Source organism: Mesorhizobium sp. B2-6-1, assembly GCF_006440475.1.
Taxonomy (GTDB): domain Bacteria; phylum Pseudomonadota; class Alphaproteobacteria; order Rhizobiales; family Rhizobiaceae; genus Mesorhizobium.
Genome location: NZ_VFUH01000003.1, coordinates 33,123 through 56,206 on the forward strand (window position 1 = coordinate 33,123; position 23,084 = coordinate 56,206).

Annotated in this window: 23 protein-coding genes and 1 pseudogene; 13 read left to right on the forward strand and 11 right to left on the reverse strand. The window is 61.2% G+C overall.

From position 1 onward, the window contains the following. Nucleotides 1-18: 18 nt before the first annotated feature. Nucleotides 19-1,389: an amidohydrolase family protein gene (locus FJ443_RS07895; RefSeq protein ID WP_140581949.1), complete on the reverse strand. Its 1,371-nt coding sequence runs from the start codon at nucleotides 1,387-1,389 to the stop codon at nucleotides 19-21. Nucleotides 1,390-1,548: 159 nt separating this feature from the next. Here FJ443_RS07895 and FJ443_RS07900 point away from each other — a divergent pair, with 159 nt between their 5' ends. The 8 genes from FJ443_RS07900 to FJ443_RS07935 all read left to right on the forward strand — a co-directional run bounded on the left by FJ443_RS07900 (nucleotide 1,549) and on the right by FJ443_RS07935 (nucleotide 11,051). Beyond that, nucleotides 1,549-3,120, forward strand: a complete 1,572-nt coding sequence (locus FJ443_RS07900) for an ABC transporter substrate-binding protein (RefSeq protein WP_140581946.1) — start codon at nucleotides 1,549-1,551, stop codon at nucleotides 3,118-3,120. A gap of 160 nt (nucleotides 3,121-3,280) precedes the next feature. Then, nucleotides 3,281-4,246, forward strand: coding sequence for an ABC transporter permease (locus FJ443_RS07905; protein ID WP_140500709.1), 966 nt, complete (start codon nucleotides 3,281-3,283; stop codon nucleotides 4,244-4,246). Further along, nucleotides 4,246-5,145, forward strand: coding sequence for an ABC transporter permease (locus tag FJ443_RS07910; RefSeq protein WP_140518197.1), 900 nt, complete (start codon nucleotides 4,246-4,248; stop codon nucleotides 5,143-5,145). Before FJ443_RS07905 ends, FJ443_RS07910 begins: the two co-directional genes overlap by 1 nt. Continuing rightward, nucleotides 5,145-6,869, forward strand: a complete 1,725-nt coding sequence (locus FJ443_RS07915) for an ABC transporter ATP-binding protein (protein WP_140581943.1) — start codon at nucleotides 5,145-5,147, stop codon at nucleotides 6,867-6,869. The genes FJ443_RS07910 and FJ443_RS07915 overlap by 1 nt, the downstream gene beginning before the upstream one ends. After that, nucleotides 6,869-8,311 carry an amidohydrolase family protein gene (locus FJ443_RS07920; RefSeq protein ID WP_140518195.1) on the forward strand — a complete coding sequence of 481 codons (1,443 nt, stop codon included), beginning with the start codon at nucleotides 6,869-6,871 and terminating at the stop codon, nucleotides 8,309-8,311. The genes FJ443_RS07915 and FJ443_RS07920 overlap by 1 nt, the downstream gene beginning before the upstream one ends. A gap of 84 nt (nucleotides 8,312-8,395) precedes the next feature. Continuing rightward, the gene (locus FJ443_RS07925; RefSeq protein WP_140581938.1) at nucleotides 8,396-9,154 is read left to right on the forward strand and encodes an aspartate/glutamate racemase family protein; all 759 of its coding nucleotides are present in this window, start codon (nucleotides 8,396-8,398) and stop codon (nucleotides 9,152-9,154) included. Nucleotides 9,155-9,159: 5 nt separating this feature from the next. Beyond that, nucleotides 9,160-9,819, forward strand: coding sequence for an ankyrin repeat domain-containing protein (locus tag FJ443_RS07930; RefSeq protein WP_140581935.1), 660 nt, complete (start codon nucleotides 9,160-9,162; stop codon nucleotides 9,817-9,819). Further along, nucleotides 9,816-11,051 carry a cyanate transporter gene (locus FJ443_RS07935; RefSeq protein WP_224619935.1) on the forward strand — a complete coding sequence of 412 codons (1,236 nt, stop codon included), beginning with the start codon at nucleotides 9,816-9,818 and terminating at the stop codon, nucleotides 11,049-11,051. The genes FJ443_RS07930 and FJ443_RS07935 overlap by 4 nt, the downstream gene beginning before the upstream one ends. 307 nt (nucleotides 11,052-11,358) lie before the next feature. Here FJ443_RS07935 and FJ443_RS31105 read toward each other — a convergent pair whose 3' ends face one another. The 3 genes from FJ443_RS31105 to FJ443_RS07945 form a co-directional block, all read right to left on the reverse strand. Further along, nucleotides 11,359-11,502, reverse strand: coding sequence for a hypothetical protein (locus tag FJ443_RS31105; protein ID WP_181165452.1), 144 nt, complete (start codon nucleotides 11,500-11,502; stop codon nucleotides 11,359-11,361). Between the two features lie 50 nt (nucleotides 11,503-11,552). Then, nucleotides 11,553-12,014, reverse strand: a complete 462-nt coding sequence (locus FJ443_RS07940) for an Rrf2 family transcriptional regulator (RefSeq protein WP_140500703.1) — start codon at nucleotides 12,012-12,014, stop codon at nucleotides 11,553-11,555. A 61-nt stretch (nucleotides 12,015-12,075) separates the two neighbouring features. Next, nucleotides 12,076-12,540 carry a group III truncated hemoglobin gene (locus tag FJ443_RS07945; protein WP_140500702.1) on the reverse strand — a complete coding sequence of 155 codons (465 nt, stop codon included), beginning with the start codon at nucleotides 12,538-12,540 and terminating at the stop codon, nucleotides 12,076-12,078. A gap of 326 nt (nucleotides 12,541-12,866) precedes the next feature. On the opposite strand from FJ443_RS07945, the pseudogene FJ443_RS07950 reads away from it, so the two are divergent. The 3 genes and pseudogenes from FJ443_RS07950 to FJ443_RS07960 all read left to right on the forward strand — a co-directional run. Next, a pseudogene (locus FJ443_RS07950) lies at nucleotides 12,867-13,076 on the forward strand (transaldolase family protein); the annotation flags it as partial. 256 nt (nucleotides 13,077-13,332) lie between these two features. Next, a complete protein-coding gene (locus tag FJ443_RS07955) occupies nucleotides 13,333-14,868 on the forward strand; it encodes an FAD-dependent oxidoreductase (protein WP_140663419.1) in 1,536 nt (511 codons plus the stop codon). Nucleotides 14,869-15,392: 524 nt separating this feature from the next. After that, nucleotides 15,393-15,812 carry a universal stress protein gene (locus FJ443_RS07960; protein WP_140500700.1) on the forward strand — a complete coding sequence of 140 codons (420 nt, stop codon included), beginning with the start codon at nucleotides 15,393-15,395 and terminating at the stop codon, nucleotides 15,810-15,812. Nucleotides 15,813-16,016: 204 nt separating this feature from the next. Here FJ443_RS07960 and FJ443_RS07965 read toward each other — a convergent pair whose 3' ends face one another. The 3 genes from FJ443_RS07965 to FJ443_RS07975 all read right to left on the reverse strand — a co-directional run bounded on the left by FJ443_RS07965 (nucleotide 16,017) and on the right by FJ443_RS07975 (nucleotide 19,054). Beyond that, entirely contained in the window at nucleotides 16,017-16,637 is a 621-nt protein-coding gene (locus FJ443_RS07965) for a Tim44/TimA family putative adaptor protein (RefSeq protein ID WP_181165451.1), read from the reverse strand. A 56-nt stretch (nucleotides 16,638-16,693) separates the two neighbouring features. Beyond that, nucleotides 16,694-18,289, reverse strand: a complete 1,596-nt coding sequence (ctaD, locus tag FJ443_RS07970; protein WP_140663423.1) for a cytochrome c oxidase subunit I — start codon at nucleotides 18,287-18,289, stop codon at nucleotides 16,694-16,696. 102 nt (nucleotides 18,290-18,391) lie between these two features. Next, nucleotides 18,392-19,054, reverse strand: coding sequence for a 5-formyltetrahydrofolate cyclo-ligase (locus tag FJ443_RS07975; protein WP_140663425.1), 663 nt, complete (start codon nucleotides 19,052-19,054; stop codon nucleotides 18,392-18,394). 126 nt (nucleotides 19,055-19,180) lie between these two features. Here FJ443_RS07975 and FJ443_RS07980 point away from each other — a divergent pair, with 126 nt between their 5' ends. Both FJ443_RS07980 and FJ443_RS07985 read left to right on the forward strand, forming a co-directional pair. Continuing rightward, nucleotides 19,181-20,026, forward strand: a complete 846-nt coding sequence (locus FJ443_RS07980; RefSeq protein ID WP_140518333.1) for a LysR family transcriptional regulator — start codon at nucleotides 19,181-19,183, stop codon at nucleotides 20,024-20,026. A 71-nt stretch (nucleotides 20,027-20,097) separates the two neighbouring features. Further along, nucleotides 20,098-20,643 carry a DUF488 domain-containing protein gene (locus tag FJ443_RS07985; protein WP_140663427.1) on the forward strand — a complete coding sequence of 182 codons (546 nt, stop codon included), beginning with the start codon at nucleotides 20,098-20,100 and terminating at the stop codon, nucleotides 20,641-20,643. Nucleotides 20,644-20,651: 8 nt separating this feature from the next. On the opposite strand, the gene FJ443_RS07990 is transcribed toward FJ443_RS07985, so the two are convergent. The 4 genes from FJ443_RS07990 to FJ443_RS31595 form a co-directional block, all read right to left on the reverse strand. Then, the gene (locus tag FJ443_RS07990) at nucleotides 20,652-21,212 is read right to left on the reverse strand and encodes a nucleoside-diphosphate kinase (RefSeq protein WP_140663429.1); all 561 of its coding nucleotides are present in this window, start codon (nucleotides 21,210-21,212) and stop codon (nucleotides 20,652-20,654) included. Between the two features lie 161 nt (nucleotides 21,213-21,373). Then, complete coding sequence (gene rnk, locus FJ443_RS07995; protein ID WP_140518336.1) at nucleotides 21,374-21,838, reverse strand: nucleoside diphosphate kinase regulator; 465 nt, start codon at nucleotides 21,836-21,838, stop codon at nucleotides 21,374-21,376. Between the two features lie 320 nt (nucleotides 21,839-22,158). Further along, entirely contained in the window at nucleotides 22,159-22,365 is a 207-nt protein-coding gene (locus FJ443_RS08000; protein ID WP_140500693.1) for a hypothetical protein, read from the reverse strand. A gap of 100 nt (nucleotides 22,366-22,465) precedes the next feature. Then, nucleotides 22,466-23,083: a hypothetical protein gene (locus FJ443_RS31595; protein WP_246671102.1), complete on the reverse strand. Its 618-nt coding sequence runs from the start codon at nucleotides 23,081-23,083 to the stop codon at nucleotides 22,466-22,468. Nucleotide 23,084 lies beyond the last annotated feature (1 nt).

The following is a 23,084-nucleotide window of genomic DNA, read 5'->3' on the forward strand; positions in this document are numbered from 1 at the left end:
TGCGCCCCGGAACTCGGCCTATGCCAGCCCGGCGCGTTTCATCATCAGATGGAAGGCTCCTTCGGCGCGATCCAGAATGGCGTCTTCATCGTGATCGACGAGGCGGCGTCCGCGCATGAGGACACGCCCGTCGACGATCGTCGTGTCAACATCCGCGCCGTTGGCGAAGCGTGCCAGCCGCTGCGCGGGGTGTGCCGGCGGCCACAGATGCGGCTGGCGCATGTTGACCAGGATGATGTCGGCGCGCTTGCCCGGGTCCAGCGAGCCGATTTCGTTCTCCATCGACAGGGCACGCGCGCCCTCGATGGTCGCCATCTCCAGCAATTGCATCGGCGGCAGGACCGCATCGTTCCTGAAGTGCCGGGCATGATAGCGGTGCGCCTGGAACATGTTGCGGAACATGTCGAAAGAGCGATCGGGCGCCGCCGCGTCGGTGCCGAGCGACACGGTGACACCCCTTTCCATCAGTTCCGTCGCCGGACAACGGCCCGAGACCGACATCAGAGCACTTGGATTATGCGCCACCTTGGCGTGGCTGCGTTTCAGCGCGGCGATGTCTGCCTCGGTCAGTTCGATGCAGTGCGCCAGCAGCGAATGCTCGTCGAACAGATCGAGCCGTTCCGCATTGGCGGCGATGGAACCGTCGCGATGGCCATCCTGGATGAACAGCACGTTTTTTGCGCGAGCAAGGTCGCGAGCATTGCGGGACAGATTGTATACCGTTTGTTCGTCAAGTTCGCGCCGAGTGAACACCGGGAGAGAGACCGCAATCCGCACCCGGCCATCGCGACCAGCCCAATCATCGATGATTTCCGCGCACACTGCCAACTGGGTTTCCGGCGAAATGGTGATTTCGACAGACGGAACGTATGCGTGGTCCCGATAGACATGGGACGAGGTCGGCCGGTTCGGCCCGACGGCGAGTATCTCGCGCACTCCCATTTCGGCGATGGCGGCAAGATGTGCCCGTGCTGCCCCCGGCGCCTCGGTGCGCATGATGTCCGGCCCGCCGCCAAACAGCAGGGCAGCGGTGGTCGTTCCGCATTTTATGCGCTCAAGGGCCGACAATGTGGCCTCGGCTGCCCAGAATTCCGTATCCGACGCCTCTGCATAGATACGCCCCGCGATAGTCATCCAGGCTTCGGAATCGTCTCCCAGGCCTTTGGTCAGCATGTGACCCGCATGCGCGTGCGTGTCGACGAGACCCGGCATGACAACCATTCCCGAAGCATCGATGCGCGCCACCTTCTGATCTGTGGCGGGGGCCGCGCCGTCGCCGGCGGTGACGATCCGGCCATCCTCCACCAGGACATGACCCCTCGAGAAAATCCGGCGCCCCGCATCCATGGTGACGATGACACCGTTTTCTATCAGCAAGGCCTGGGTCATTCGGAATCCCTTTTCGGAACGGTCACTTGAGCGGTTTTGCACATGAGAAACGAAATCGAACATGCCTGCCTTGATATTGTGCACAATGTGTGTACGATATCAATGGGGATAAATGGTATCCAATATATCGGAAACTTCGTATACAAATGGGAGAAGAGAATGAGAAAATGCGTTAGGGTCCTGCTCGCCGGACTTGCGATGGTGATGTCGGTGACAGCGCCTTCGCTTGCACAGACACTGCGCTGGTCATCGGCCGGCGACGTCATTTCGTACGATCCGAATGCCCAGGTCGACAGTTTTACCCAGAGCGTCCAGAACATGGTGTTCGACGGGCTGGTGCGCCGCAACAAGGAAATGGCTATCGAGCCTGCGCTTGCGACCTCCTGGGAGATCGTCTCGCCGACGCGCTGGCGCTTCAAGCTGCGGCAGGGCGTCAAGTTCCACGAAGGTCAACCCTTCAATGCCGATGATGTCGTCGCCACCATCCAACGTCAGATCGATCCCGGCGCGCGCAACCGAGAAAACCTCTCCGCCGTAACCGGCGTCGAGAAGGTTGACGACTACACGGTCGACCTGATCCTGCGCGGACCCTATCCGCTGCTCCTGAACGATCTCGTCGCCATCTACATGATGAGCAAGCCATGGATGGAGGAGCACAATGCCCTCAAGCCCGGCAATGCCTCGACGGGGGTCGTCACCTACGCCAGCAATCATGCCAATGGCACCGGCGCGTTCAAGCTGGTCAGCTACGAGCCGGACTCGCGCTCGGTCTTCGCCGTCAACAAGGAATGGTGGGACAAGCCGCAGCACAATCTGACGGGGGTGGAATTCCGCCCGATCGCTTCGAACGCCACGCGCGTCGCGGCGCTGCTTTCGGGCGAACTCGACATGATCGCGCCGGTTCCGTTGCAGGACATCGACCGGGTCGCCAACACCGCCGGCCTGAAGGTTGTCGAGAACCCGTCGCTGCGCGAGATCTTTCTCGGCTTCAGCTTCCGGCCGGAGCTTCATGCAGCGCCCGGCAAGCCCAATCCGCTGCTGAACGTGAAAGTGCGCCAGGCGCTTTGGCACGCGGTCGACCTGAACACGATCCAGAAGCGTTTGATGCGCGGAAAGTCGCGCACCTCCGGCACGCTGGTCGCGCCACAGGTCACCGGCTACGATCAGTCGATCGACGTACCGCTGGACTATGATGTCGCGAAGGCGAAATCCATGCTGGCGGAAGCCGGCTATCCCGACGGCTTCAAGGTTGGACTGGCCTGTTCCAACGACCGCTACATCGCCGACGAACAGATCTGCCTGGCAATCGCGTCGATGTGGGCCAAGATCGGCGTCGAGGCCGACGTGCACGTCGAAAGCAAGACGACCTATTTCCCTCGAATGGATAAGGGCGATCTCGATATCTATATGCTCGGATGGGCCTCGCTACCGCCGATGGATGGCTACAGCGTGCTGCAAGCCTTGCTGGCGACCAATGACGGCAATTATGGCGGCAGCAACCCCAACGGGCTTTCCAACGCCAAGATCGACGAATTGGCCCGTTCGGCATCGACCGAACTGGACGAGGCCAAGCGGGTGGATATGCTGAAGGCGGCCTTCAAGATCACGCATGATGAGGCCCTCTATCTGCCGCTGCACCAGCAGCCGGTCGCCTGGGCGATGAGCGACAAGGTCGACATGCCGCAATTCCCCGACGAGTATGTGCGTCCCTGGTTCGCGCATATGAACTAGGAAAATGCGCCGGTAAGGCGTGCCCGCGCTTGCGAGGGAGCTTTCGCGGACACGCCTGACTCGGTTGGAGCGCCTGCTATCCGTGGTGGATCGCGAGCTGCTCCAGCGGTGGCGCAAGCCCCGCCTGTCTCGATCCGCGCTTCTTGAAAGGTTTTTCCTGATGATCCGGATTCTATCGGTGCGGCTGTTGCAGGCCATCCTCGTGATGGTTGCCGTAACCGCCATCGCCTTCATCATGTTCCGTTTCGTCGGCGATCCGGTCGCCACGATGGTGCGCGAAGGCGCGAGCCAGGCTGAGAAGGATGCCTTGCGCGTCGCTCTCGGACTCGACAGGCCACTTTTCGTACAGTTCCTCGAATTCGTCGGGCGCGCGCTTCATGGCGACCTCGGCACCAGCTTTCGCTACCAGGAGCCTGTCGTCAGCCTGCTGTTGACCAGGCTTCCCGCAACGCTGGAACTGGTCGTGGTCGCGACCCTCCTGTCGCTGTTCATCGGCATCCCGACGGGGGTTCTCTGCGCCCTGAAGCCGAACGGCTTTCTGTCGCGGCTGATCCAGTCGCTGACCCTCGTCGGGATATCCATGCCGACATTCGTCACCGGCCTGCTGCTCATCCTGATCTTCGCCGTCAGTCTGCGCTGGCTGCCGTCCTCGGGGCGTGGCGAGCTTGTCGATCTCGGCTTCTGGAAGACAGGCTTCCTGACGGCCTCCGGCCTCAAATCGCTGATCCTGCCTTCGATCACACTGGCGCTGTTCCAGTTGACGCTGATCATGCGCCTCGTGCGCTCCGAGATGATCGACGTGCTCTCTTCGGACTATGTCCGCTTCGCCTTCGCGCGCGGTCTGCCCCGCCGCTACATCTACGGCCGTCTGGCGCTGCGCAATGCCTTGATGCCGGTCGTGACCGTCACCGGGCTGCAGATCGGACAACTCATCGCCTTCGCCATTGTCACCGAAACCGTCTTTCAGTGGCCGGGCATGGGGCTGCTTTTCACCAACGCCGTCGGCTATCCGGACATCCCCGTCCTCGCGGCCTATCTGCTGTTCGTCGGCTTCCTGTTCGTCGTGATCAACATGGTCGTCGACATGCTCTACGCATTGATCGATCCGCGGCTGAGGACAAAATGATGGCAACGCAGGTATCTCTGTCTCGCAGGCTTCCTCCCATCTCGGTCATGATCGCTGGCTTGATCCTGGTGACCATGCTGGTGCTGGTGATCTTCGCTCCGTTGATCGCACCCATCGATCCGCGCGATGTCTCCTCATATTCGCTGATCGACATGGAAATCCCGCCCGTGTTCATGGACGGTGGCGATCCGCGCTTCCTGCTGGGCACCGACAATCAGGGACGCGATCTGGTCTCGGTCATCCTCTTCGGCCTGCGCATATCGATGCTGATCGGCGCCGGGGCGGTATTGTTGGCCGCTGCCATAGGCGTCACGCTGGGATCGATAGCCGGCTATTTCGGCGGTATCATCGACAGCATCGTGATGCGGATCGCCGATGTTCTGGTGAGCTTTCCGACGATCCTCGTCGCGCTTCTGATCAGCGGCATAGCCCGCGCGCAATTGAGCGCCGATACGGTCTCGAGCTGGGCACCGGTCATCCTGATCTTCGCGATCGCCGTCAACGAATGGGTGCAATATGCCCGCACTGTGCGGGCCTCCAGCATGGTGGAAATTTCCCGCGACTATGTACGAGCCGCCAAGGTCATCGGTCTTCCGTCCCGCCGCATCATGATGCGGCACATCCTGCCCAACGTGATGAGCTCCGTCATGGTGATCGCCACCATCAATCTGGCGGGCGCGATCCTGACCGAGGCGACCCTGTCGTTCCTCGGCGCCGGCATGCCGGCCACCTATCCCTCGCTCGGCACGCTGATCCGCATCGGCAACGAGTTCCTGTTCTCTGGCCTGTGGTGGATCGCCGTTATGCCCGCCGTCGTGCTAGTCGTCCTGGTTCTGGCAGTCAACATAATCGGCGATTACCTGCGCGATCGCTTCAACCCCAAACTGATGGCGAACTGATGGAAAACACAACGCCACACGCACTCGACATCAGGAATCTGCGGGTCGAATATCCGCTTGCCAACGGCAGCATTCTCGCTGCCGTCGACGACATCGACCTGACGATCCGGCCCGGCGAGATACATGCGCTGGTGGGAGAATCCGGTGCGGGAAAAACCACCGTCGGCAATGCGCTGATGGGCTTGTTGCAGGCTCCCGGCAGGATTGCTTCCGGCACCATCACCATAGCGGGCAAGCCGATCGACATCCGAACCGGTCGCACCAAGGGGATCATTCCAGGCCGTGACGTCGGCGCGATCTTTCAGGATCCGATGACAAGCCTGAACCCGCTTTTCACCGTGGAAAGCCAGTTGTGCGAAGGCATGCTGGCGCATCTGAAGATCGGGCGCCGCGAAGCCAGGGCCCGCGCGCTCGAATTGATGAGAGCCGTTGGCATTCCCGAGCCGGAACGCCGGCTGGGCAATTATCCGCATCAATTGTCGGGCGGCCAACGCCAGCGTGTCGTCATCGCCACCGCACTTGCCTGCGACCCAAGGCTGATCGTCGCCGACGAGCCGACGACGGCGCTCGACGTGTCGGTGCAAGCGCAAATCCTCAAGTTGATCCGCGAACTTGCCGATGATCGCCGCGTCGGCGTCCTGCTGGTTACCCACAATATGGGCGTGGTTGCGGAAATTGCCGACCGGGTCACGATCATGCAGAACGGTTGCGTGGTCGAGAGTGGATTGACACACGATGTGCTGACGGCGCCCAAGGCACCTTACGCGCGCACGCTGATCGCCGCTGTTCCGCCGATCGACATTCGCCTTGACCGTTTGCCGGTCCCAAGCGAGGAAACGAAGACAACACTGGAGGCGCGCGAAGCCGTGCGCTCCAAGAACACCGGCACCGCTGCGGGGCGCAACGGCGAAACCGCGCTGACGGTACGCAATCTTTGCGTGGAATACGGCCAGCGCTCGTTCATCCCGGGCCGCAAGGCATCGGTCTTCAAGGCCGTGAAGGACGTCTCCTTCGAGGTGCGCCGCGGCGAAATCTTCGGGCTTGTCGGCGAGTCCGGTTGCGGCAAGACCACGGTCGCCAACACCATTGCCGGTCTCGTGACGCAGAGTTCGGGAACCATAGAGTTTCAGGGCACGGCATTGGCCGCCCGTCGCGACAAGACCGTGCGCCAGTCACTCCAGATGGTGTTCCAGGACCCGTATTCGGCCCTCAATCCAAGGCTGCGGATCAATTCGGCGATCGCGGAGCCAATCCTGTTCTACAAGCTTGCCTCCAGCGCAGCGGAAGCGCGGCTGGACGCCGAGACATTGCTCGAGGCGGTGGGCCTGCCGGCGCAGGCCGGCTCTCGGTTCGCCCATGCCTTTTCAGGCGGCCAGCGCCAGCGCATCGCGATTGCGAGGGCGCTCGGCCCCCGGCCATCGCTGCTGATCTGCGACGAGCCGACCTCGGCGCTCGACGTGTCGGTGCAGGCGCAAATTCTCAACCTGTTGAAGGACCTACGAGATCTTGCCGGGCTGTCGATGCTGTTCATCAGCCACGACCTCGCGGTGATACGGCAGATGTGCGACCGGGTCGCCGTGATGAAAGGCGGCGAGATCGTCGAACTCGCGGATACCGAAACATTGTTCTCCGCGCCCACTCACGAATACACGCGCGAACTCCTGCGCCTCGCGCCTTCGCTCGACCGCATCCTTTGCAGCGAAAAAAGAGAAGCGAGCCTGTGATGGCAGACATTCTGATCAGAAACGGCACCGTCATCGCTGTCGATCCCGATCGGCGGATCATTCCCGATGGCGCCGTAGCCATCGAGGGAGACCGCATCGTGGCCGTCGGCGCTTCGCAAGACGTGGCGCGGGACCATCCGGCGCGCGAGACGATCGACGCCCGCGGCATGGCCGTCATGCCAGGCTTCGTCGACAGCCACGCCCATGCCGGGCACGGGCTGATCAAGACGATGGGCGGCGGCCGCAGCGACCTCTGGTACAGGGCATGCCAAGGTGCCTATACGGTGGGTTCGACGCCGGAATTCTGGCATGCGGAGGCGCAGCTTGCCGCGCTGGAACGCCTGCGTTTCGGCGTGACGACCGGCGTGTCCTTGCTTGGCGGCGGCGATTCGGTCATGCGCACCGACGATCCGGCCTATGGCAACGCCCATATGGAAGGCGTGCTTGGCATCGGCACGCGCTCAGTGGTCGCCGTCGGCACCACGCGCCCGCCGCACCCCCTGACTTATGCACGTTGGAAGGGCGCCAGCCGTACCGATTATCCGGTGTCGTTCGACCAGCAGCTTGCCACCTCGCAAAAGCTGGCCGACCGCTGGCACGGCACCCACGAGGATCGTCTGCATCTCGCCCTGCTGACGCCGACCATGCATCAGGAACATCTCGATGGTCCCGGGGCAGGGGACGCCATCGCGCAATCGCGCAAGGTCAGGCAGATCGCCGAACAGCGCGGCCTGATCTTCACCCAGGATGGTCATACCAAGGGCAGCGTGAAGATCGCCGGGGAGATCGGCATTCTGGGGCCGCGCACACTGCTGTCGCATGCGACCGCCCTGACTGACGAAGAAATAGCGATCTGCGCCGAAACCGGCACGAGCATCGTGCACAATCCGAGCGCCGTGGCCGCCATTCTCGCGCGCTGCCCGGTCACGGAACTTCTCGACGCTGGCGTCGTGGTGGCCATCGGCTCCGATGCGACCGCGCCGGACCGCTCCGCGGACATGTTCCGTCACATGCAGCAATGCATGCACTATCATCGCACTCATTTCCACGATCCGAGCTGGCTTCCGCCGGGCAAGGCCCTGGAGATGTGCACCATCGACGGCGCGCGTGTCCTGGGCCTCGACCATCAGGTCGGATCGCTGGAGCCCGGCAAGAAGGCCGACGTCATTCTTGTCGACCTGCGGCGCCCGCATCTCTACCCGGCCAACATGCCGGAATTCCGTGTCACCTATTTTGCCAACGGCAACGACGTCCACACCGTGCTGGTCGGCGGACGCGTGCTGTTGCGAGACCGCAAGCCGGTTCATATCGATCAGGATGCCGTGCTCGATGCCGCGCAGCGGGAGACGGAACTGATGATCGAGCGGCTGGGCCTGCGCGATCTGCTCAGGACCCCGGACCGGTTCTGGCGGCACAGCCGCGACACGGATCTGATCGAATAGGCTTCAATATCGAGACAGTCCCATCAGCGATGCGGAACGGCAGCGATGCACGTTCCATCGGACGGCGGCTATAGGAATTTTCGCATGGTACGCATCGGCATCATCAATCCCAATTCGACCGTGTCGATGACGGGATCCATCGCCGTCGCGGCGCGGCTAACCGCGCAGGCGGGCACCGAAATCATCGCCATGCAGAACGACAGCGGCCCGGCTTCTATCGAAGGCGCGATCGATGGCGCGAAGGCGGTCCCAGGTCTTCTCGACCGTATCGAAGGGGCCGAGCGCAGTGACGCCGTGGACGCCTATATCATCGCCTGCTTCGACGATACCGGACTCGACGCCGCGCGGATGCTGACGCGCAAGCCGGTCATCGGCATAGGCGAGGCCGCCGCCCGTGTCGCCAGCATCGTGGCGAGGCGCTTCACGGTGATTACCACCTTGCCGGTTTCCGTTCCCATTCTCGAGGACAATCTGGTTCGCTACGGCCTTTCGCCATTCGCCACCGTGCGGGCGAGCGGCATTCCCGTCCTGGCGCTGGAAGCTAATGGCGAGGCGGCCTTGTCGATCATCAGCGAAGAAATCCAGGAGGCGCTGCGGGTCGATCGTGCCGACGCCATCGTGCTTGGCTGCGCCGGCATGGCCGACATGGCGAGGCGACTGGCGAGCCTTCACCGTGTCCCGGTCGTCGAAGGGGTGTCGGCGGCTGTCAGGCTCGCGGAATTGCTCGTCGGCCTGGAGCTCCGTCCCAGGCAGGATGCTTTCGCCACCTCTCGGCGGAGCATGACAGCTTCGCTCGCCGCGGCAACCTGCCCGGCTTCCACCCTTGGCCTGTCGGGGGGCTGATGCCGATGATCGAGCGCAGACTTTTGGGCGTCATCGTCGCCTGCATTCCATTGATAGCGTTGGGGCAGAACATGAATGAGACAAGGCTTCACTCGGCTGCGGCAAATGACGATGTCTCCATGATCAAGATGCTTGTTTCCGAGGGGGCCCGGATCGACGCGCGCGACAAGAACGGCCGCACGGCTCTTCTCGTCGCGACCCACGGCAACAAGGTCAGCGCTGCCAGGACTCTCATCGAGGCTGGCGCGGACGTCAACGCCAAGGACGATATCCAGGATAGTCCATATCTCTACGCCGGCGCGCGCGGGCATCTCGAAATCCTGAAGATGACGCTTGCGCACGGCGCCGACCTGAAGAGCACCAATCGCTATGGCGGTACCGCGCTCATTCCGGCTGCCGAACGCGGACATGTCGACACCGTCGGCGCGCTGATCGATGCCGGTATTGATGTCGATCACGTCAACAAGCTCGGCTGGACCGCGTTGCTGGAGGCCATCATCCTCGGCGATGGCGGGCAGCGTCATGTCGAGATCGTGAGGCGGCTGATCGAGGCCGGCGCCAACGTCAATCTCGCCGACAAGGACGGGGCGACGCCGCTGCGGCACGCGCGCAGGAACGGCTATGCGCAGATGATAACCCTGCTGGTGCAAGCGGGCGCCAGATGAACAGCGCGAAAATGTCGATGACCGCGCAGCCTGCAACCGACAGGCAATGGACCCTGCTTGCCCTCGTCGTGCTAATCGGGATCAACCTGCGTCCCTTTCTGACGGCGCCGGGACCGATATTGGCCGATATCGTGGCCGACACCGGGATGGGCTATGGCAGCCTGGCCATGCTGACGCTGTTGCCGATGCTGCTGATGGGCCTCGGTGCGTTCGTTGCACCGGGCATCCAGGCGGCCGTCGGAACGCGCCGGGGCCTGCTCGCGGCGCTAACGGTGCTGACAGCGGGCTCGCTGCTCAGGCTTGTCGTGCCCGGCGGCCTGTCGTTGATCCTGACGGCGGCACTTTGCGGGGCGGGGGTGGCCTTCATCCAGGCCGCGTTTCCGGGGATCATCAAGGCAAAGTTCCCGACCAGCACACCCGCCGTGACCGGCCTCTATTCCTGCATGATCATGGGCGGTGGGGCGCTCGGCGCACGTCTGGCGCCCCTGCTCGTCAACAACGGATACGACTGGCGGGCAGCCCTTGCCTGGCTCGCGGCTCCCGCCGCCATTGCGCTGTGCGCGGCATTCCGCGTCCTGTCCGACGCCAAGGCTTCAAGACCCGATCGCGCCTTGACCGGTTTTCTGCTTCGCCGCCCACGGACCTGGGTTCTGATGGCGGCCTTCGGCCTGGTCAACTCCGGCTATTCCTCTATGGTCGCCTGGCTTGCGCCCTACTACCAGGCGCAAGGATGGAGCAGTGCCGCCAGCGGCAATCTTGTGGCCGTGATGGCCATTTGCCAGGCGGCTTCGGCCCTGGTGCTGCCTGTCCTGGCGCGTCGAGGCATCGACCGCCGTCCCTGGCTCTGGCTGACGCTGCTGCTGCAGGCGGCGGGCTTTGCCGGACTTGCGGTTTTTCCCGCACTGTCGCCCCTTCTGTGGGTGGGGATATGCGGGGCCGGTCTTGGCGGAAGCTTCTCGCTTGCAATCGTCACGGCGCTCGATCATCTGCCGCGCCCGGAGCAGGCGGGCGCGCTGGCTGCGCTGATGCAGGGCGGCGGTTTTCTGATCGCCGCGCTTGGTCCATTCGCCACCGCGCTCCTGCATGGCTGGAGCGGGAGCTTCAGCAGCGGATGGATCATGCATCTCGGCTGCGTGACCGTCACAGCGTTTCTCTATCTGCACTTCAACCCAAAACGGTACGCCGACGTCATGAGGGGCTCGGAACAAGAGCAGTGCGAAATGGTAGTTTAACGAAGCGGAATGCAAGTTCTGAACTCAATGACGACGTACGTCTCCGCGGGGTGAGCAGCAGGCGCTTGCGCCGCATCTCGGCCGTGGAGATCGGCTCTGCCGGATCATCGGGGCCGGGCTGGCGCAGACGACGATATACCTCCTGCAGCTCATCGTCGCCGGCTATGCGCTGTCCAAGCGCCCGCCGGTCGCGCGCTCTGTACTTCCCCTCCTCGGCCGACAGTTCTCCATCCGCCAAATCGCAATTGGGGTTGCAGGCGCCCAGACAACAGCCGGGCCGATAAAGTCACACGCCATCGTTGCGAAACTACACAAACATCATCACGATGATCGCTCCGATAACTATCAGGACAAGCCCACCGATAAGCATCGGCAGCAGAGTGTTGTCCGGGTCGATATCAGAATCAATGTCCTTTGTGACCTGTTGATCATTCTTCTTTGGTTCAGCCATGGCCCATCTCACATCCGAGCAAAAACAGCGCGCGTCGAAGCCGCGCAACATTATACGGTCTTGCGTGTCGCCCCGGTGCGAACGGGTGGTATCTGACCGCCGAGGAAGTCTTCGGGCATCAGTGTGATGTCGGCGAGCGTGTAGCGGTCAAGGACGTTCAGGAAGGAGGCTGTCGCTTCGTCAAACATGCCTGAAAGCTTGCAGGAGGCGGTTAGCACACATAGGTTTCCGGTCGCGAAACATTCGACCAGCGCGAAATCCGGCTCGGTTAACCGCACGACATCGCCAATCCGGATCATCTCAGGCCGGCGCCCGAGAATGAGACCACCGGAACGGCCGCGGATTGCCTTCATATAGCCGCCACGGGTCAGGGTGTTGGCGACCTTGTTCAGATGCGTCTTCGACACGTTGAAGGTGCGGGCAACCTCCTCGATCGTTATAAGCCGGCTACCGGCGGCGGCAGTGTACATCAGCATCCGCAATGCATAATCCGAAAAGCTGGTCAGCCGCATGAATCACGGCTCCCTGTCGATCGCTGTGCATTGTAGGAACCACTCACAAACCGGTCGTGCATCACAAGTCTCTCTCGACGATAGGTTCGATGCCGATCGTGGTCTCGCCGCGGTTGAAGGCGATCGCGAGACGGAAACTGTGAGCAATTCGCAGCGCGCGATCCATAAAAAGCGTCGCCACCTCGGCCGGGCAAATGCGACGCACCGTTGTCCGAAACAATATTAGCCAGCGACGGAAATGCGCCGCGCCGAGGCCGGCTATGACCAGGTGCGGCGGCAGTGGCCTGCCGTCGTATCGGGATGTCCGAAGTAGAGTAGCGGACCAGAAGTCACACATCTTCGCCAGATGCTGCGGCCATTTATCTGGCTCGATCCGATCGTGGAAAATGGGACCGAGAAGGTCATCACGGCGAATTTCGTCATAAAACCCGTGGACTACACCGCGGATCATTGCCTCGTCGAGTATGTTGGGCAATGGCACGCCGTCGACCACGATTGTTCTCTTGCTTCGACCGTTCGCGGTCATTCCGAAGCTCCTGTTTTCTCCGACGCAAGCTGGCTGAAGCCTTGGTTCGCTCTTCGATGTGATCCTCTATATAAGATATATTGTCAATCTATCTTATTGCGTGGCAAGACGCCGTGATGCCGCACCAGAAATGGGTCTGTCCGACCAAGCGGCGAATGACGAGCCCTTAATCCTAGGCATTTCCGAACTGCCTGGACATCACCCCAGGCCCGAGGCCGGAAGTATCTAAATTGGCGGGGAATTCCCGATGTGGCTCAGTTTCGAGAGTCGCCAACGCCTCATCAGATGACCGTGCCAGCCGGAGTCGCTCCCGAACCTGAAGTGCGATCTACGACAACGGCAAATCCTTCACGACGGAAATCCTGGCGTCCTCAATTCGCACTCCACTCCATGTCAAACAGGCGGCGATCGCAGGCGCGGATGTCGCGACCGTACCACCAGCGATACTCAGAAACCTCGCCAGACATCCACTCACCGACAAGGGCCTCAAGTCGTTTCTTGCCGACTGGGGAAAGACTGGGCAGGCGATCTTGTAGTTGTGCGCAGTGGAATCGCGGAGGGAAAGCCATCATGAAAACTGCACTCAACTATCGATTAAATTCGTTTGCATGATGTCCGCGAGAGCGGGAGACTGCGGTCTGAGCCACTCAGCCCAGTACATGACGCAGTCGGAATGTCGGCGCGGATAATGCTGAGAATCTGAAGGCGCACTAGCCAGGCAGAAGGTACCCCGAAGCAGTGTGCCGCCTCGCCGCACGAGCGGTTTTGACACGGATCGCCAAGGACGAGAATATGGCTGAAGCTGATACCAAATCAAACGGACCGGATCTGGTCCAGGGGATCGCGCTGTCCGACCTTCCCGATGGCGGAAAGCTTGTCGGCCATTGCGGCGACGAGCAGGTGTTGCTGGTGCGCCGCGGGGCCGAGATCTTCGCCATCGGCGCGACATGCACACATTACGGCGGGCCGCTCGGTGACGGTCTTGTGGTGTCGGATTCCATTCGATGTCCGTGGCACCACGCTTGCTTCGATCTGCGCACAGGCGAGGCCTTGCGAGCGCCTGCCTTCAATCCACTCGCTTGCTGGTCGGTGGAACAGCGCGATGGGCGGATATTCGTGGGCGAGAAACTCAAACGGACGGCGCCGAAGCCGCGCGGCGGAAGCGCGGGCGGGGTCCCCGAGAAAGTCGTCATTGTCGGCGGCGGCGCGGCCGGTTTCGCGGCGGCCGAAATGCTGCGGCGAGAGCAGTACCAGGGCAGCATCGTCATAATCAGCGACGACCATGCGCCGCCCGTCGACCGGCCGAATCTCTCCAAGGACTACCTCGCAGGGAAGGCTCCGGAGGATTGGATTCCGCTGCGCGGCCAGAAATTCTATTCAAAAAACAACATCGACCTGCGTCTCGATACGAAGGCCGTCGATATCGACCTGCGTTCTCGCGAGGTCATTCTGGCTGACGGAAGCAGGATTCCTTACGATAGACTGCTACTTGCCACGGGGGCCGAACCGGTGCGCCTCTCCATCCCCGGCGCGGATCAGCCACATGTTCACACGCTGCGCTCGCTTGCAGATTGCAAGGTGATCATCGAGCGAGCCACGACTGCGCGCCGCGCCATCGTGCTTGGCGCCAGTTTCATTGGCTTGGAAGTTGCCGCAGCGCTGCGCGCGCGCAATATCGACGTTCATGTCGTGGCGCCGGATAAACGACCCATGGAACGGGCCCTCGGTCCGCAAATGGGTGACTTCATCCGCGCACTCCATGAGGAGCATGGAGTCGTGTTCCATCTCGAGGACACCGCGAGCAGCATCGACGGCAACAAAGTGAAACTAAGCAGTGGCAACATGTTGACGGCGGATTTCGTCGTCGCCGGCGTCGGCGTGCGTCCGCGGACCGGGCTTGCCGAAAGGGCGGGGCTCACTCTTGACCGCGGCGTCGCCGTAAATGCCTTTCTGGAGACGAGCGCACCGGACATATTCGCGGCCGGCGACATTGCGCGGTGGCCGGATCCTCACACTGGCGAGAACATTCGGGTCGAGCATTGGGTGGTTGCAGAGAGGCAGGGGCAAACCGCGGCCCTGAACATGCTCGGCCATCGCGAGAAATTCGCGGCCGTGCCGTTCTTCTGGAGCCAGCACTACGACGTTCCCATCAACTATGTCGGCCATGCCGGGCAATGGGACGAGATTGCTGTCGATGGAGACATCGGTGCCAGGGACTGCCTGCTGCGCTTCAAGCGCGAAGGGCGCACGCTGGCTGTCGCTTCGATCTTCCGTGACATCGAAAGTCTAGGGGCGGAGATGGAAATGGAGCGCCAAATGGCAAGGTAGCAAGCGCTCTTGGGCACCGCGATCCGTAGAGAGCGCAACCCGTATGGCGCAGCGGTGCGTCGCTGTGACTGAAAGGAGTTCGACTTATGTCCACAGTGCAACAGGAACCGAGCACCACCAACGGATTGGACGCGGTTCATTCAAAGATCGTCAAGTTCGCTACCGGTGTGGCCAGGGAAGCGTCCGATGAGGCGCCGACCTCGGTCGAAATCTTTTCGGACAGGGGCCGCTGGTACTGCAGGGTCCGTCGCGGCGATGAAAAGACTCGGCCAATGGGTCCCTATTCCAAACAACAGGCTGAGCGGATCCAAGAGGCTCGGAGACTGTTGATTGCCAAAAGAGGCACCGCTCGGATCATGTTCGAGTAGGGAGGACATTCACGATCACGTCGGCCGGCGTACTTCTCACCACAACCATCGTTCATCATCGACTTTTTTGAAACTGTGCAGGTAGACCTCCGGCTTTGAGGGTTGTCGCGTTGTGAAGCCGCGTTGCGCGGCAGGGTGTCTGTTGACGTTTTCCCCTTGGCCAAGCCGGCATCGTCGCAGCGTCGCCCGAGGGCGCCTCTTCTGGCAATTTTCGTCGTTCCACCCGACCTCGGTAGCCTGATCCTTCAGGCAGGACGGCCTGTCTTCGTCGCCTCGACCAGCCAGGAAAATTTCCGCATCAACAAGATTCTTGTCGGATGGAAGGATAGGCGTGAAGCCAAGCGCGCGGTTACCGATGCCGTGCCCCTTTTTCAAATGGCTCAGGAGGCTGGTATAATCACGATCGAGGATGCCGCGACCGATGAAACCTGGAACAGCCTGAACAATATCGTCGCCTTCCTTTCGAGCCACGGCGTAAGGGCGAAGGCTGACGTGTTTCCGGAAAGATCTGATGGTGGATCAATCGCTGATGTGGCCGATGCGATGCATGCGGATCTGACCATATCCGGCGCCTGAGGCTACAGCAGGTTCAGGGAGTGGATCTTTGGCGGTGCTACCCGCTCGCGGCTTGAGAATGATCGACTGAACCGGTCATGCCGATTTGATCGTGATACACAAATCGTGGATGCACATTGTCAAAAGCTGAAATTCCGCGCGGCTCGAGCGCTCCGGGTTGACCTGACAAGGCTGTCAGGCAGGCATCGGATGAGCATGCACTCGTTACTCGCCTTCCGTGGCGATCAACATCCAATTGCGCTTTGTTGACGGGGTGTCACAGGCGAACGTCCACGTATCGATCACCTCAACGATCTGCTGGGGATCGCCGGCGACGATCGCATCGTTGGCCGAGCGTGTAACGCTGACCACGTCGGAAACGAAGCGAACGGCAATCTCAGCGGTGCCGTTCTCCGCAAGAGCGTCGACGACCTTTGCTTCCTTCGTGCCAATGAAGGTGAGTTGCAGCATCTCCCCCCGATCCCGGCGGCCGGCAATCGCTCGTCCGAAGATATCGAGCACTTCCGGCCCGACGAGACGCTTCAACGTTGGGATGTCGCTGTCCGCATACGCGCGCAGGATAGCTTCATAAGCCATATTGGCACCGGTCAGAAACGCGGCAAGGTCGAAAGTTGGGTCGATCTCTCGGATCGCATCCAAGCGTGTGTCCGTATAGGATATATCGTCGATACTGCCGGTTCGCTGCTCTGTCGGCGCATCGTCCTGCTTGGCCTTGTCGTTGCCCGAGCGCGGCAGAGTTTGGCCCCAACTGCCCAGCAATGCCCAATAAAACGCTATGATCGCCACGAGCAGGATCTGGTTGTTTGGATCTGTGGTTTCGTTCATGACGTTCTCCCGACAGAATGTCGAAGCAGGCGCCGGTTCGGAACCGGAGCTGAATTTCAGGCAACGTGCGGCAGCTTCTCCCATTGATGGAAGGGCGGCGGCGATGGCAGTTGCCATTCCAGCGTGGTCGCCCCTTCGCCCCAAGGATTGGCGCTTGCTGGGCGTCTGCGGCTGAAGGCCTCGGCAACCGCGATGAAGAAAACGACGAGCCCGGCCGTTGAGATGTAGGAACCGATCGACGAGACGAAATTCCAGCCGGCAAAAGCATCGGGATAGTCGGCGTAACGTCGCGGCATGCCGGCCATGCCCAGAAAATGCTGCGGGAAAAAGACGAGGTTGACGCCGATGAACATCAGCCAGAAATGCAGCTTGCCGAGCGTTTCGCTGTACATGTAGCCGGTCATCTTCGGGAACCAGTAGTAGAAGCCGGCAAAGATCGCGAAGACCGCCCCCAAAGACAGCACATAGTGGAAGTGAGCGATCACGAAATAAGTGTCGTGGTACACGCGATCGATACCGGGGTTCGCAACCATGATGCCAGTGACGCCACCAATGGTGAACAGCAGGACGAAGCCGAGAGCCCACATCATGGGTGTCTTGAACTCTATCGATCCTCCCCACATGGTCGCCAGCCACGAAAACACCTTCACGCCGGTTGGAACGGCGATGACCATCGATGCGAAGGCGAAGTAGCGCTGCGTGTCGACCGACAGGCCGGTCGTATACATATGATGCGCCCAGACGACAAAGCCGATCGCGCCGATTGCCACCATTGCATAGGCCATGCCGAGATAGCCGAAGATCGGCTTCTTGGCGAAGGTCGAGATGACGTGGCTGATGATGCCGAAGCCAGGCAGGATCATGATGTAGACTTCGGGATGGCCGAAGAACCAGAACAGATGCTGGTAGAGGATCGGATCACCGCCGCCGGACGGCGAAAAGAAGGTCGTCCCGAAATTGCGATCGGTCAACAGCATGGTGACCGCGCCGGCGAGCACCGGCAGCGACATGAGAAGCATGAAGGCGGTGACCAGCATCGACCAGGCGAACAGAGGCATCTTGTGCATGGTCATGCCGGGTGCGCGCATGTTGAAGATGGTCGTGATGAAGTTGATCGCGCCGAGGATCGAGGAGGCCCCCGAAAGGTGGATAGACAGAATAACGAGGTCGACGGCGGGACCTGGCTGGCCATCCGTCGAATAAGGCGGATAGAGCGTCCAGCCGCCGCCATGGCCGAGCGTACCGGGCGCTCCCGGAACGAACATCGAGGTGATGAAGAGGATGAATGACACCACCAGCAGCCAGAACGAGATGTTGTTCAAGCGGGGGAAAGCCATGTCGGGTGCGCCAATCATGATCGGCACCATCCAGTTGCCGAAGCCACCAATCAGCGCCGGCATGAGCACGAAAAAGATCATGACCAGCCCATGGGCACTGACGACGACATTGTAGACGCCCGGATCGCCAAATATCTGCAAACCCGGTTCCTGCAACTCCATGCGGATCAACACGGAAAGCGCCGTACCGAAGACGCCTGCCATGATCGAGAACAGCAGGTAAAGCGTCCCGATATCCTTGTGGTTGGTCGAGAACAGCCATCGGACGAGAAACCGGGGCTTGTGATCATCCAAGGTCGAGGCTGGATTGGACATGATGTGCTTCCTGCTCTCCTCTTCCGGCAGGCAAGACGGCCTCAACCATGGACGGCACCTGCGATCCGCCGTCACACGGGGCTAGGTCTTGCCTGCGCTCTTTCATTCATCCGTGACGATCGCATCCATCGGAATGTCGTGCGGCTGCGGATAGATGGTTCGGATCCTGCTACGGGCGTAACCGACGCCGACGACGAGAGGCCGCCTGGGCGCCGCGGCCAGGGTCCGGTCGAAGAAGCCGCCGCCATAACCCAGGCGATAGTTAGCGTCGTCGAAACCGACAACGGGCGCGATGACCACATCCGGTTGGACGGCAGGTCCATGAGAGGGGACAAGAATATTCCAGACTCCGCGTTCGAGCGGGTCTCCCGGCCCCCAGATGCGAAACTCCAGCGGCCAGCCTTTCTTGATGACGACTGGAAGCGCAATCCGCCCGCCGCGCTCGATCACCTTTATCGCCCAGTTGCGGAGGTCGGGCTCACCGCGGAACGGCCAATAGCCGCTGACGATCCGCCCGCTCACCCGACCGACGGCCAGGTCGAGAACGGAAGCGATGCGTAAAGACCTCGCATTGCGTTCCTCGGCGTCGATCGCGAGACGCTCATCGATTAGACGCTTGCGTTCCGCCTTGCGCCATCGACAGACATCGGGCCATGCGTCCTGAACGGCCGGCTCAGTGCCGTACCCCGGGACAAGCTCATGCATAAAGCATGGTGGAGAGGCGTATTCTCTCGTCTCCGGACAAACATCCTCCTGATCAGACATCGCACGCTCCATATCCGTTACAGCGGAGACCCTCGCCTACGTGGACGTTGCGCTGCGTAAAACAGGAAGGCAAACGGAATTAAATGCTGTATTGATGCAAGATTATTGCACTAATCGGGAACCAGCATGGACATCGACCGCGCGCGCACGTTTTTGGAAATCGTCCATTCCGGCAGCTTTCTGAGAGCTGCCGACCGACTCCACGTCACCCAGACCACTGTCAGCGCGCGGATACGCACGTTGGAGGAAGAGCTCGGACGTCAGCTCTTTGTCCGCAATCGCAATGGTGCGCAGTTGACGCAGGCGGGCCGGGAGTTCGAGCGGTTCGCGCAATCATTCGTGCAAATCTGGGAACGAGCACGCCACCAGCTCGCCATCCCATCGGGACGGACAAGCGTCGTTGCCCTGGGCGGGGAGCTCAGCCTGTGGAACCCGCTGCTGCTCGATTGGCTGGTCTGGATGAAGAAGGCCAGGCCGGAAATCGCCATCCAAGCCCAGGTCGGCGTGCCGGACCAGCTCCTCGAGCAGCTCAGGACTGGCGTTCTCGACATCGCGGTGCTCTATGCGCCGAAGCTGCTGCCAGGCTTCAGGGTGGAGCTCCTCGTGGAGGAGCAGCTCGTCTTGGTTCGGAGCACGGACAGAGACTCAGAGTTGGACGCCTCAAGGGACTATGTCTATGTCGATTGGGGGCCGCTGTTTGCGGCCCAACATGGCGCCAGTTCCTCTGCCTTCGGCGAGCCGGGATTAATGGTCGGCCTTGGTCCGCTTGGGCTGAGCTACATTCTGCGCGCCGGCGGAATGGGCTATTTCCGTAGGGGCGCGGCAGCGCCCCATATCGAGGCCGGGCAGCTGGAGGTCGTGGAGGGCGCGCCGGAATTCACCTATCCGGCCTATGCAGTCTATCCGGATGCAAGCGCGTCGCGAACCGACGTACAGGAGGCGCTACGTGGATTGAAGCAGGTGGTGAAATGACCGTGTTCTGTCAGTTCCAAATCACTGATCATGCGGCCGGAAAGAAATCCACCGCCATGGATTGATCGAACATGCCTTATCCGTTCCACACCATCGGCCACTCGACCCGGTCGATCGCCGAATTCGTCGCCCTGTTGCGGGTTGGCGAGATTACGCTCGTGGTCGACATAAGGACCATGCGGCGATCGCGGGCGAATCCGCAATTCAACAGCGAAACGCTGCCGGACAGCCTTGCGGATTTCGCGATCGGATATGAGCATATTGCCGAGCTTGGCGGCCTGCGCGGCAGGGCGCACGCCATTCCACCGACGCTCAACGCATTCTGGCTCAACCAGAGTTTTCACAACTACGCCGACTACGCGCTGTCAGCGGAGTTTCATGGCGGTCTGGAGCGGCTTGTGTCCCTTGGCAGGCAGCAGCGGTGCGCCATCATGTGCTCGGAAACGCTTTGGTGGCGTTGCCACAGAAGAATCGTCGCGGACTATCTGATCAGTCGTGGCGAGGCCGTTTTTCATCTGATGGGCCATGACAAGGTCGAGCCGGCGAAGCTCACCGACGGTGTGGAGGCAAGGCTCGACGGAACGCTTGTCTACCCGCTTTCCCAGCGTTCTGGATAGTCGAGGCCTCAGGCGGCCGACGGCCCCGGGTCGTCGAACCCGTCGTTGAAAGCCGCCATGACGCTGTTTTCCGCTTTGGGTTGTGACTCATCAGAGTGATGGGCGACGCGCAAAACCGGTCCGTTCGGTCGCCACGGGTCCGGCGCTGCATCCCCCGCCAGCTCCAATCTCTCCCGCCTTGCCGCTTCCGGCTGGTAGACCACTTCATGCACAGTCAGCGTTTCATGGCCGCCCTGCGCGGTCGGAATGGACATGGACTGACCTTCGGCCAGACCAAGCAGCGCCAGGCCGCGCGGGTTGGTGATCGGCAAAAGCATGCCAACCAGACCGCGCATCTCGTCATGTGCGACGATGCGGGTCTCGGCAGGGCCGTCGTTTACACGATAGGTCACTCGGGTGCTGAGCGTCACGACCGTTGGCGGAATGTCTTCTCGAAACATCACAATTGCGCTCGAAATCTTCCGTTGAAGGACAACGGACAAGGCATCGCCGCGGGGATGGCGCTCTTGCATCATTTCAAGAATCGTGAAGTCCTTGGTGGTCAGTTGGCAGCTATCGATAGTGGGCATGGTGCGTCTCCAAGACGGACCCGTGAAAGGGTTCCGGCGTCAAGCATTTGATCGGATGTGGAAGCTACCCCTGTGCCGGACCAGAACAGGCCGGCGCAGGGGTCACACTCCCGCGATCAGGCTGCCTGCGTGATTGAGGAGACGGGTGGAAACGCCCATGTCTAGGCGTCTGCCGGGATCGCCGAAGACGCTGGTGCGCGCCGATCGACTGCATCGCCTTCCGCAGCGGGTTGGCCTACGGCAAGCACCGACAGTTTGTGCCGGCGCCCATCGCGCGCTGTCCACATGATCGACTGTCCGGCCGAGAGGCCGATCAGGGCCGTGCCGATCGGCGTGAGGACTGAAACCTTGCCTTCGGAGATGTCCGCGTCGCCAGGAAAAACCAGCGTGACTGTTTTGGCATTGCCAGTATCGGGCTTGAATGTCACCGTCGAACCCATCTGGACGGTGCCGGCGGAGACCCAATCATCGGCGACGATACGTGCCCGCTCGAGTTCGGCGAGCAGTTCATCGGAGGCCTCCGGATTGCGCGCGGCCACGGTGCTCGCAACCGCCGACAGACGCGCATGGTCTGACTGTGAGATGCGGATGTTCGGCTTGCGCCGCGTTTTCGTGTTGTCTTGCATTTGAATACTCGTGCTTCCGCTCGGACCAGCCGCCACGGAGGGTGCCGGAATCGAGCCAATTCGTGAAAATCTTGATGGAACGCCAATGCTCCGGAGGCTTGAGGTCCTGCGGAACCATCCCATGTGGGTAATCGCACCGCCCCTCGGCTCGGGGCACGCATGGCAGCCGAGCCGGGGGCTACATTCCCGCTATGGGGCAAACCCGGAAAAGAAAATCGCGACGAATTCTGACTGCGGCGTTCATAGGACCATAGTTGGTGAAGCAATCCGGGAAGTCAAGTCAGCCACCTCGGTGCAGTTTGGCGGGTATCAATCCTAAACTAGTCAGAGCGGGCGCCAAGCAACGTTCTTATCACCAGCTCTCTTCCGGCCCGGTTTATCCCGGTCCCGCTGGGTCTTTCTTCAGCCAGCCCGAGAAAGACAAGACGTTCGGCCAAGGCTTTCGATAGAGATGGGTAGGGTCCGCGGTTCATTCGCTTGAGTGCCGTCTGCTCCTCCTTGGTGAGATCGTCCCAGATAACTGTCATGAGAGCCATCTCCCTTGTGTGCACTATCAAGCCGATGCCGATCCTGGATTGTCCAGCGACGGGCTGCGACCATGAATTCATTGGGCCCCGAAGGTCTTGCTTATGGAACGGCATCTGTTCCGACAATGCCGCCTTCATTCTCCAGAACGCCGATCCGCTTGACTTCCGAGCGGTTGAGCTTCAGGCGAACGCCAATACCGCCGCCGTTCTCGGCAATGAAAACGGCGCCGGCGCTTTCAAGCGCGGTTTGCAGCGTGTCGCAGATATCTCGGTCAGGAAGGTTGATCCGGCGCTCGAATTCTTCGATGACCAGCGCATCCACGCCTGAATTGCCGGCGAGCTTTTCACGGGTCCATTCGACCAGTGCGCGAGCGGCACGGCATTGAGCACCAGTGATCATCCTCAAAATCTCCTTCTGGATCGCTTTGGGAGCGAATTGCCGCCTGCTGAAACCCAGGACGCTGGGAGTGCGACGGCCGCGTCCGTAAAAAATGCATATCGAATCCGAAAAGGAAAGGGTTGCGCCCCTCACCGCGATCGAATCATGATGCAAAATAATTGTGCTGAAGCGGCAATAAATTTCGTTTGTCTTGCAGATAAGGATGAGTGAAGCTCGTGCGTAGCGAAACGACAGATTGGGTGCCAGCCAGCAGGTCTCAACGCTAGGGGACTGTTTGGCGATATCGCGCGAAGGGCACCTTGGGCTCGGCAATGACAAT

Bases quoted from the DNA above. Each gene is read 5' to 3' on its own strand.
- FJ443_RS07915 (WP_140581943.1), top strand. From the start codon at position 5,145: ATGGAAAACACAACGCCACACGCACTCGACATCAGGAATCTGCGGGTC.
- FJ443_RS07930 (WP_140581935.1), top strand. From the start codon at position 9,160: ATGATCGAGCGCAGACTTTTGGGCGTCATCGTCGCCTGCATTCCATTG.
- FJ443_RS07990 (WP_140663429.1), bottom strand. From the start codon at position 21,212: ATGCCCACTATCGATAGCTGCCAACTGACCACCAAGGACTTCACGATT.
- FJ443_RS07955 (WP_140663419.1), top strand. From the start codon at position 13,333: ATGGCTGAAGCTGATACCAAATCAAACGGACCGGATCTGGTCCAGGGG.
- FJ443_RS07910 (WP_140518197.1), top strand. From the start codon at position 4,246: ATGGCAACGCAGGTATCTCTGTCTCGCAGGCTTCCTCCCATCTCGGTC.
- FJ443_RS07900 (WP_140581946.1), top strand. From the start codon at position 1,549: ATGAGAAAATGCGTTAGGGTCCTGCTCGCCGGACTTGCGATGGTGATG.
- FJ443_RS07920 (WP_140518195.1), top strand. From the start codon at position 6,869: ATGGCAGACATTCTGATCAGAAACGGCACCGTCATCGCTGTCGATCCC.
- FJ443_RS07925 (WP_140581938.1), top strand. From the start codon at position 8,396: ATGGTACGCATCGGCATCATCAATCCCAATTCGACCGTGTCGATGACG.
- FJ443_RS07945 (WP_140500702.1), bottom strand. From the start codon at position 12,540: ATGACCGCGAACGGTCGAAGCAAGAGAACAATCGTGGTCGACGGCGTG.
- FJ443_RS07980 (WP_140518333.1), top strand. From the start codon at position 19,181: ATGGACATCGACCGCGCGCGCACGTTTTTGGAAATCGTCCATTCCGGC.
- FJ443_RS07985 (WP_140663427.1), top strand. From the start codon at position 20,098: ATGCCTTATCCGTTCCACACCATCGGCCACTCGACCCGGTCGATCGCC.
- FJ443_RS31105 (WP_181165452.1), bottom strand. From the start codon at position 11,502: ATGGCTGAACCAAAGAAGAATGATCAACAGGTCACAAAGGACATTGAT.
- rnk (WP_140518336.1), bottom strand. From the start codon at position 21,838: ATGCAAGACAACACGAAAACGCGGCGCAAGCCGAACATCCGCATCTCA.
- FJ443_RS07940 (WP_140500703.1), bottom strand. From the start codon at position 12,014: ATGCGGCTGACCAGCTTTTCGGATTATGCATTGCGGATGCTGATGTAC.
- FJ443_RS07965 (WP_181165451.1), bottom strand. From the start codon at position 16,637: ATGAACGAAACCACAGATCCAAACAACCAGATCCTGCTCGTGGCGATC.
- ctaD (WP_140663423.1), bottom strand. From the start codon at position 18,289: ATGTCCAATCCAGCCTCGACCTTGGATGATCACAAGCCCCGGTTTCTC.
- FJ443_RS08000 (WP_140500693.1), bottom strand. From the start codon at position 22,365: ATGACAGTTATCTGGGACGATCTCACCAAGGAGGAGCAGACGGCACTC.
- FJ443_RS07905 (WP_140500709.1), top strand. From the start codon at position 3,281: ATGATCCGGATTCTATCGGTGCGGCTGTTGCAGGCCATCCTCGTGATG.
- FJ443_RS07975 (WP_140663425.1), bottom strand. From the start codon at position 19,054: ATGTCTGATCAGGAGGATGTTTGTCCGGAGACGAGAGAATACGCCTCT.
- FJ443_RS07935 (WP_224619935.1), top strand. From the start codon at position 9,816: ATGAACAGCGCGAAAATGTCGATGACCGCGCAGCCTGCAACCGACAGG.
- FJ443_RS07895 (WP_140581949.1), bottom strand. From the start codon at position 1,389: ATGACCCAGGCCTTGCTGATAGAAAACGGTGTCATCGTCACCATGGAT.